Here is a 6,905-nt window from a genome sequence, read left to right as displayed (position 1 = left end):
GCAGGCCGCAGAATAAAATCAAAATCCGTTATTTCCAAGGACATGCGCCTTGGAAATGACACTTCTCATGACGGATAGGGTGACTTTTTCGCAAGAAATCGAACCCTATCCGTCATGCAGCCTTTTGTCGGAAAAGACCGCAAGGTCTTTTCCGACAGTCTCCAGCTTCCCCCCTGAGGGGGGAAGCTTTGTCTTATCCCAGCTCCTTCAGGCAGGCAAGCACCAGCCGGGAGAACTTGTCCTTGCAGGCCTCGGCGGCGTCCAGCACCTCCTGCTCGGACAGGGGTTGATTGAGGATGCCGGCGGCCATATTGGACAGGAGGGTGAAGCCCAGCACCCGCATGCCGCAGTGGCCGGCCACGATGACCTCCGGGGCGGTGGACATGCCCACCGCGTCGGCTCCGGCGATGCGGGCGAAGCGCACCTCGGCGGGGGTCTCGTACTGGGGGCCGGGGAAGTACATATACACACCCTCCTTCAGGGGGATGCGCAGCTCCTTGGCGGTCTTGCGGGCCACCTCCTGGAGAGCGGGGGTGTACAGGTGGGAGGCGTCGGGGAACCGGACGCCGAACTCAGGCAGGTTCTCGCCCCGCAGCGGGGACTCCATGAAGATCTTGATCTGGTCGGTGATGAGCATCAGGTCGCCCGCCTTCCAGTTCATGTTGACGCACCCGGCGGCATTGGTGACGATGAGGGTGTCGCAGCCCAGCAGCCGGAGCACCCGGACGGCATAGGCCACCTCCTCATAGGAGTAGCCCTCATAGTGGTGCATCCGGCCCTGCATGACGGCCACAGGCACCCCCTCCAGGGTGCCAAACACCAGCCGGCCCTTGTGGCCGGGGGCGGTGGAGGCCTTGAAGTGGGGAATTTCACCGTAGGGGACGGCAATGGCGTTTTCCACAATATCCCCCATATAGCCCAGGCCGGAACCCAGAATCATGGCCACCTTGGGGGTAAAGGAGCCGATCTTTTGGCGGATACAGTCCGCGCTCTGCTGATACTGTTCAAAGGTGTAGTGCATATGCGCCCCTCCTTGATCGTCATAAAAAAGCAATTTAAAGGTCAATTCAAACAATTATACACCCTGTAATCTGAAAAAGCAATGTGGATTCCTGCCGAGATGGGGCCTTGGCAGGGCTGGAAACTAGTTCCACTTGACTAGTACATCTGTTCGATGTACAATGGAACAAAGGGGGGGGAAACGCTATGGAGCTGCTGGACAAGCTGACCATTCTGGCCGACGCCGCCAAGTACGACGCCGCCTGCACCTCCAGCGGGGTGGACCGGGGCGGGGGCAAGGGCCTGGGGAGCACCATGGCTGCCGGGTGCTGCCACTCCTTCTCCGCCGACGGCCGGTGCATCTCTTTATTAAAGGTGCTGTATACCAACCGTTGTATCTACGACTGTGCCTACTGCGTCAACCGCCGGTCCAATGACCTGCCCCGGGCGGCATTTACCCCACGGGAGCTGGCGGAGCTCACCATCGGCTTTTACCGGCGCAACTATATCGAGGGGCTGTTTCTCTCCTCGGCGGTGTGGGTCAGCCCCGACCGCACCACCGAGGAGATGATATCCGCCCTCACCCTGCTGCGGGGGGAGTACGGCTTCCGGGGGTACATCCACGCCAAGGCCATCCCCGGGGCCGACCCCGCCCTGACGGAGCGGTTGGGGCTGCTGGCCGACCGGCTCAGCGTGAACATTGAGCTGCCCAGCCAGGCCAGTCTGGAAAAGCTGTGCCCGGAAAAGAAAAAGAAGGCCATTCTGGCCCCCATGGCCCAGATCCGGGACGGCATCGTCCACAGCAAGGGGGAGCTGGTGAAGTACCGCCACGCCCCCAAATTCGCCCCGGCGGGCCAATCCACCCAGATGATCATCGGGGCCACCCCCGAGAGCGACCGGCATATTCTGACCCTGACCCAGGGGTTATATGACAAGTACAAACTGAAACGGGTGTTTTTCTCCGCCTATATGCCGGTATCCAACAGCCCCCTCCTCCCTGCCCGGCGGGATTTCCGGCCTCCGCTGCTGCGGGAGCACCGGCTGTACCAGGCCGACTGGCTGCTGCGGTTCTACCGGTTCCGGGCGGAGGAGCTGCTGGATGAGGCACATCCCAATTTCGACACCCGGGTGGACCCCAAGTGCGCCTGGGCTCTGGGGCATATGGAGCAGTTTCCGGTGGAGGTGAACCGGGCGGACTACGAGACTCTGCTGCGGGTGCCCGGTATCGGGGTGGTGTCCGCCCGGCGGATCCTCACCGCCCGGCGGGTGGGGCCCCTCACCTTTTCGGGGCTGAAGACCCTGGGGGTGGTGCTGAAGCGGGCCCAGTATTTCATTACCTGTTCGGGAAAGATGCTGGAGGGCTTGCGGGTAAACCCCGACGGGGTGCTCCGCCACCTGGTGGCCCTGGAAAAGCCCGCCCTGGCCGGGGACCAGCCGGAGCAGCTGTCCCTGTTTTGAGACGGGGACCGTACCGGCGGGCGGGTCTGGGACTCGCCCCTACGGCAAACCAGGAAACCATTGCGTAGGGGCAACCTGTGGCCGCCCACCCCTGACCTTCCCCCCACAGGGGGGAAGGTGCCCCCGAAGGGGGCGGATGAGGGGAGCGGCGGGGGGATGATATCCGCCCCTACAGACAAAACCATAACCTCTGCCCTATCTCCACACGTTCACCCCCGCTCTGTCTGCCGGAAAAGGAGGCTTGTATGGACTGGCCCAAATTCACCTATCACTATGACGGCGGCTTTGCCGGCTTTCTCACCTGCGTCTTTACGGCCTACCACCAAAAGGAGGATCCAGTGTGCTTCCTTACACCGGAGGACGGCCGGCTGTCCCTGTGGCCGGAGCGGGAAGTAGACGCCGATAAGGACAAGGCCCGGCGGGTATACCGCTCCCTCCAGCCCAAACTGGGAGCGGAGGGCAAACGGCTGGTGGTGCAGGGCTTTCTCACCTGCCTGCCCGACCGGGAGGTCTGCCTGTGGCAGTTTCTCCGGCTGGGCTACGCCCGTGGTCCCGGGGTGACCCGGGACCTGACCCACCCCCAGGTGGCCGCCCTCACCCAGGCGGTGGGCCATCTCACACGGGAGGCTCATCAGTTCAAGGGCTTTGTCCGCTTTTCCGACCAGGGCGGAGTGCTGGCCGGGGAGATCGCCCCCAAAAACCGGGCGCTCCCCCTGCTGGGCCCTCACTTTGCCGCCCGCTATCCCGGGGAGAACCTGGTGCTCTACGACCAGACCCATCGGGAGGCCCTGTTTTGCCAGGGGGGCAAATGGGCCATCCTCCCCCTGGAGGACTTCTCCCTCTCCCCCGCCGCCGGGGCGGAGCTGGATTTCCGGGCCCTGTGGCGGCGGTTTTACCACACCATCTCCATTGAAGGCCGGTACAACCCCCGCTGCCGCATGACCCACATGCCCAAGCGGTACTGGAGGAATATGACGGAAATGCAGCAGGAGACCTCGACCGGCCTGAAAGGGGGTTAAACGTTGCAGACCCGTGGGTTTTGGCCGTTGCTTTTTTGGCACGGCCTTTTTATAATGGGGAAAAACCTGCGGTGGAGAGGAGGAAACGGCAGTGCGATGCCAGAAGCTGGACAGCGCCAGCGCCCCCCGCTGGGCCGCCTGCATCCCCCCGGAGCTCTTCTGCCAGGTGTTGGCGGGGAAGCTGCGGGCCCTGGGGGCCATTTTTCTGGGCAAACCCCAGGGGGCCCTGGTGTGGGAGCCCGGCCAGCCGGAGGGGACGGTCCACAGCATTTATGTCCGCCCCGCCGCCCGGCGGCTGGGGCTGGCTACCGCCCTGGTGGCCGAGCTGGGAGAGGAGATGGCCCGGGCGGGCTGTAACCGGGTGTGGCTCACCTATGCCCGCCAGGGGGAGCGGACCCTGCTGGACCCCTTCCTGCTCCAGGCGGGCTTTTCCCTGGCCGCTGAGACCTTCCCCTTGGGCACGGCCACCTTGGAAGAAACCGCCGATGCCCTGGCCCGCCAGCGCATCACCCCCCGGCCGGGAGGCTGCGCAACCCTGGAGGAGCTGACCCGGGGGGAGCGGTTCCGTTTTTCCGGCTGGCTGCGGGAGCAGACCGGCCTGTCCCTGTACCACTATGTAGAGCAGGGCCCGGCCAGCTATGTACTGATGGACCGGGAGACCCCCCAGGGGGCCCTGTTGTTTCGCGGCGGCCCGGAGGGGCTGAGTCTGGACTACTGCTGGGTGGCCTCCGGCCGACCCTCCGCTCTGGCTAAACTGCTGGCCCGGGCCATCGGGGACCTGTGCCGGGACTATCCCCCGGAGACCCCTCTGGACATGATCCTGTCCACCCCTCAGGGAGAGGGACTGTATACCCACCTGCTGGGCCAGCCCACCCACACCATCACCCTGTGCCGGGGGGGCTACGCCCCCCTGCCCCGGTGGATGCTGGGGGGCTGGGCCAGAGAAAGGAGCCATCTCAATGGATGAATTGACTCAACAGCGGCAGCGCCAGACCCAGCAGCTCCGCCAGCAGGAGGAGCGCCAGCAGCAGCGGCAGGAGCTGCTGGAGGCCATGGAGCTGGATCTGGACCAGGTGCAGGTGGACCCCATGGAGGTCTACCGGGCCAAGACCGCCAATTTGCAGGACACCGCCCAGCTGGGCAAGACCAGCTTCAAGTTTTATTCCCAAACGCACCGCACCCGCAACGCCATGATCAAGGCCTCCAGGGCCCTGACCCCCGACGCCACGGCCCTTACCCTGCAGCTCCACCAGAGCCTGAACCGGCAGGACCCGGCCCCGCCCGCCCAGGATGGGGATGTCCTGGCCCATCTGGAGCAGTATCCCTTTACCCCCAGCATGTATTTTACCGACATGGTGCGGGAGCATTTTATGGAGTACGTCACCCTGGTGCGGGACTATGACCGGCTGCGGCAGCTGGAGGACCCGGCCATGGCCCCCCGGCTGGAGCGGCTGGCCCCGGTACTCAATGGCCTACGCACCCGGCTGGCCGCCTTCTGCGAGCAGAACCGGGTGACCCTGGCGGGCCAGGTGCTGGCCCAGGGGACCCGGGCCGCCCAGCTCACCCGGGAGGATATCGAGGGGTGGTACCACACCGTCACCGCCTGGCAGCAGGCCAATGCCGCCGCTGGCCAGCTGGAGGAACCCCCCATGGCCCCGGAACAGCGGCAGGAGCGCATCCGGCAGCTGGAGGAGCTGCGGCAGGACGAGGACCTGGAGCCGGTGGAGGAGGTGCAGCTCCAGCAGGAGCAGGAGCGCCAGGAGGCTCTGGCCCAGGTGGAGCAGCTGCGCCAGCAGCAGCAGGACGGGGAGCTGGACGACGAGATCGAGCGGGAGATCCAGGAGATGGAGCAGGACCTGGCGGCGCTGGACAGGCGGCAGGTCCGGGAGGAAGTGGGCCGGCCCAACGTCCAGCCCGACGCCCCCCTGGACCTGGCGGAGAGCCGCCGCACCCGGCAGGAGGCCATCAACACCCCCTCCGACCAGCTGAGCAACGCCTCCCGGGAGGAGCTGCGGCAGCTCAACGGGGCCCTGGCACACGCCGGGCTGGAGCGGGTGGCCCAGGCGGTGAACCGCTACCTGGAGGGCACCCGGTACACCGTGGGCTACACCGAGGAGCGGGAGCGGCTGAAGGCCGCCATCCAGGCGGTGGACAAGGCGGCCAAGGGGGCGGAGGGCCCCGCCGCCCAGGCCCTGGCCCAGGTCCAGGCTTATTTTGACCGGATGACCAACGGCACCCTGGTGGTGCCCGAGGGGGCGGAGGTGCTGGACTTCTCCCACCAGACCAGGCCCCAGGAGACCGGCACGCCCCATTACGGCGGCGTCAAGCGGACCTGGGTCATTGAGAGGGCGGCCTACTGGAGCGACCAGAAGGACACCCCCCTCTTCTCCCACGAGCCCACCGTCAACGACCTGAAGCAGCGCACCGTGTCCAACTGTTACATGGTGGCCTCCACCGCCGGGCTGGTGAACCTGGACCCGGCCCTGCTGAAGGACTGCCTGAAGGACAACGGGGACGGCACCGTCACCGTCCGCCTCTACCGGCCGGTCACCATCCGGGAGGCCAGGCCCCGGCAGGAGGAGACCGAGGAGGCCCTGGGGGATCTGGACGAGGACTTTGAGGTCATCGGCCAGGAGGAGATCACCCGCACTGAGTGGCAGCCGGTGTACGTCCGGGTCACCAAGGAGGTGCCCCGCATCGCCGGGGCGGACGCCCTGTCCGCCGGGGCCCTGTGGATGCAGATGATCGAAAAGGCCTGCGCCTTCCTGGGCCGGGACCAGGCCAAGGGGTACCAGTCCCTGTGGTACGGCGAGGGGGGCGGGTTCCTCCAGCGGCTGCTGGGGGTGGCGCCCGAGACCATCTACGACCGGGATGACCAGCTGTTTGAGGATATCTGCAACTGCCGGGAGCAGGGTTTTGTGTACAATGCCGGCACCCACAACAACGAGAACGCCGGCGAAGGGGTGAACTGGGGCCACGCCTACACCATTATGGGGGGCAAACGGGTGGGCAACCAGCGGTATGTGCTGCTGCGCAACCCCTACAGCACCTATTCCCTCCAGTACCAGGAGGACGGGAAGAAGAAAAAGACGGGCACCGTGGGTACCCCCTCCTCCGACGAGACCTACGGCCAGTTTTACATGAAGTACGAGGACTTCTGCCGCCAGTTTTCCACCGTCACCCGCACCGACCTGAACCGGGTCCGCCAGCCCCAGGGGCAGGCGTAAGGCGGGGAGCCAGCCTTCCCCTGGGGGAAGGTGGCATTTGCGAAGCAAATGACGGATGAGGGGAACGGCGGGACGTTGCAAACCAGACCTTCTCTGTCATTCTGAGCCCCGGCGGGGTGAAGAATCTTTCTGTGGCGGACAAACCGGCAGCCAAGATCCTTCGCTGACGCTCAGGATGACAAAAATCGGACCTGTTGCGCTA

The 6,905-nt window shown here is 65.4% G+C and carries 5 protein-coding genes; 4 read left to right on the top strand and 1 reads right to left on the bottom strand.

What is annotated here, in order from left to right:
- Window positions 1-193 precede the first annotated feature (193 nt).
- A complete protein-coding gene (locus H6B51_RS09505; RefSeq protein ID WP_204883452.1) occupies window positions 194-1,021 on the bottom strand; it encodes a purine-nucleoside phosphorylase in 828 nt (275 codons plus the stop codon).
- 185 nt (window positions 1,022-1,206) lie between these two features.
- On the opposite strand from H6B51_RS09505, the gene H6B51_RS09500 reads away from it, so the two are divergent.
- The 4 genes from H6B51_RS09500 to H6B51_RS09485 all read left to right on the top strand — a co-directional run bounded on the left by H6B51_RS09500 (window position 1,207) and on the right by H6B51_RS09485 (window position 6,703).
- A complete protein-coding gene (locus H6B51_RS09500; protein WP_204883451.1) occupies window positions 1,207-2,457 on the top strand; it encodes a putative DNA modification/repair radical SAM protein in 1,251 nt (416 codons plus the stop codon).
- 245 nt (window positions 2,458-2,702) lie between these two features.
- Window positions 2,703-3,476 carry a TIGR03915 family putative DNA repair protein gene (locus H6B51_RS09495; RefSeq protein WP_204883450.1) on the top strand — a complete coding sequence of 258 codons (774 nt, stop codon included), beginning with the start codon at window positions 2,703-2,705 and terminating at the stop codon, window positions 3,474-3,476.
- A gap of 91 nt (window positions 3,477-3,567) precedes the next feature.
- A complete protein-coding gene (locus H6B51_RS09490) occupies window positions 3,568-4,443 on the top strand; it encodes a GNAT family N-acetyltransferase (RefSeq protein ID WP_204883449.1) in 876 nt (291 codons plus the stop codon).
- On the top strand, window positions 4,436-6,703 hold the full coding sequence (locus tag H6B51_RS09485) for a C2 family cysteine protease (protein WP_204883448.1): 2,268 nt from the start codon (window positions 4,436-4,438) through the stop codon (window positions 6,701-6,703). Before H6B51_RS09490 ends, H6B51_RS09485 begins: the two co-directional genes overlap by 8 nt.
- The last annotated feature ends 202 nt before the right edge of the window (window positions 6,704-6,905 follow it).

The sequence above is a fragment of the Pseudoflavonifractor phocaeensis genome (assembly GCF_016901955.1).
GTDB classification, from domain to species: domain Bacteria; phylum Bacillota; class Clostridia; order Oscillospirales; family Oscillospiraceae; genus Flavonifractor; species Flavonifractor phocaeensis_A.
The sequence above is the reverse complement of the archived record's forward strand: the minus strand, read 5'-3'. Positions and strand labels throughout refer to the sequence as shown.

Bases quoted from the DNA above. Each gene is read 5' to 3' on its own strand.
- H6B51_RS09505 (WP_204883452.1), bottom strand. From the start codon at position 1,021: ATGCACTACACCTTTGAACAGTATCAGCAGAGCGCGGACTGTATCCGC.
- H6B51_RS09500 (WP_204883451.1), top strand. From the start codon at position 1,207: ATGGAGCTGCTGGACAAGCTGACCATTCTGGCCGACGCCGCCAAGTAC.
- H6B51_RS09495 (WP_204883450.1), top strand. From the start codon at position 2,703: ATGGACTGGCCCAAATTCACCTATCACTATGACGGCGGCTTTGCCGGC.
- H6B51_RS09485 (WP_204883448.1), top strand. From the start codon at position 4,436: ATGGATGAATTGACTCAACAGCGGCAGCGCCAGACCCAGCAGCTCCGC.